Raw genomic sequence first — 629 nt, 5'->3', positions numbered from 1 at the left:
TTGACGTAAAAAGTATAACATATTAAAATAAAGACAGAAAGTTAAGCGGTTACAAAAAAGTTTTTGGGATTATAAACTTAGGGGGAAATGAAAAATGGGAACAATCGTATGTCAAGATTGTGAAGGTACAATTGCACACTTCGAAGATGAGAAAGTAACGGTACTTTACGGGAAATGTGGATCTTGCGGATGTGATCACACAGAGCATACAAAAGCCCAATAATTGATAGGAAATGGACAGCTAAAAGTTTTTAGGACCATAAACTTAGGGGGAAATGAAAAATGGGAACAATCGTATGCCAAGTATGTGAAGGAACAATCGGACATTTTGAAGATGAGAAAACGACAGTACTTTACGGAAAATGCGGAACAAATTGTGACTGTGCTAGAAAAGATAATGTGAAAGCTTAATGATAAATAAATAGATTACTATTGAAACTCAGGGGGAAATGAAAATGGGAACAATCGTATGCCAAGTATGTGAAGGAACAATTGGACATTTTGAAGATGAAAAATCAACAGTACTATACGGGAAATGTGGATCTCATTGCGAATGTGACCATAAAGAACATACAAAAGCTTAATAATAAGAAAAAGCGCCTACATGTGTAGGCGCTTTTTTAATAAAT

At 34.7% G+C, this 629-nt stretch carries 3 protein-coding genes; all 3 read left to right on the top strand.

Annotated features, from left to right (window positions below):
- The first annotated feature begins 94 nt into the window (after nt 1-94).
- The 3 genes from MR107_RS30285 to MR107_RS30275 are packed head-to-tail and all read left to right on the top strand — an operon-like array spanning nt 95 to nt 584.
- Complete coding sequence (locus MR107_RS30285) at nt 95-223, top strand: GapA-binding peptide SR1P (RefSeq protein ID WP_000536778.1); 129 nt, start codon at nt 95-97, stop codon at nt 221-223.
- A gap of 59 nt (nt 224-282) precedes the next feature.
- The gene (locus MR107_RS30280; protein ID WP_242293170.1) at nt 283-411 is read left to right on the top strand and encodes a GapA-binding peptide SR1P; all 129 of its coding nucleotides are present in this window, start codon (nt 283-285) and stop codon (nt 409-411) included.
- Nucleotides 412-455: 44 nt separating this feature from the next.
- Entirely contained in the window at nt 456-584 is a 129-nt protein-coding gene (locus MR107_RS30275; protein ID WP_000536796.1) for a GapA-binding peptide SR1P, read from the top strand.
- Nucleotides 585-629 lie beyond the last annotated feature (45 nt).

Origin of the sequence: Bacillus cereus group sp. BfR-BA-01441, assembly GCF_022663075.1 — a bacterium.
In the GTDB taxonomy this organism is placed as follows: Bacteria; Bacillota; Bacilli; order Bacillales; family Bacillaceae_G; genus Bacillus_A; species Bacillus_A cereus.
This window is presented reverse-complemented; position numbering and strand designations above follow the sequence as displayed.

Bases quoted from the DNA above. Each gene is read 5' to 3' on its own strand.
- MR107_RS30285 (WP_000536778.1), top strand. From the start codon at position 95: ATGGGAACAATCGTATGTCAAGATTGTGAAGGTACAATTGCACACTTC.
- MR107_RS30280 (WP_242293170.1), top strand. From the start codon at position 283: ATGGGAACAATCGTATGCCAAGTATGTGAAGGAACAATCGGACATTTT.
- MR107_RS30275 (WP_000536796.1), top strand. From the start codon at position 456: ATGGGAACAATCGTATGCCAAGTATGTGAAGGAACAATTGGACATTTT.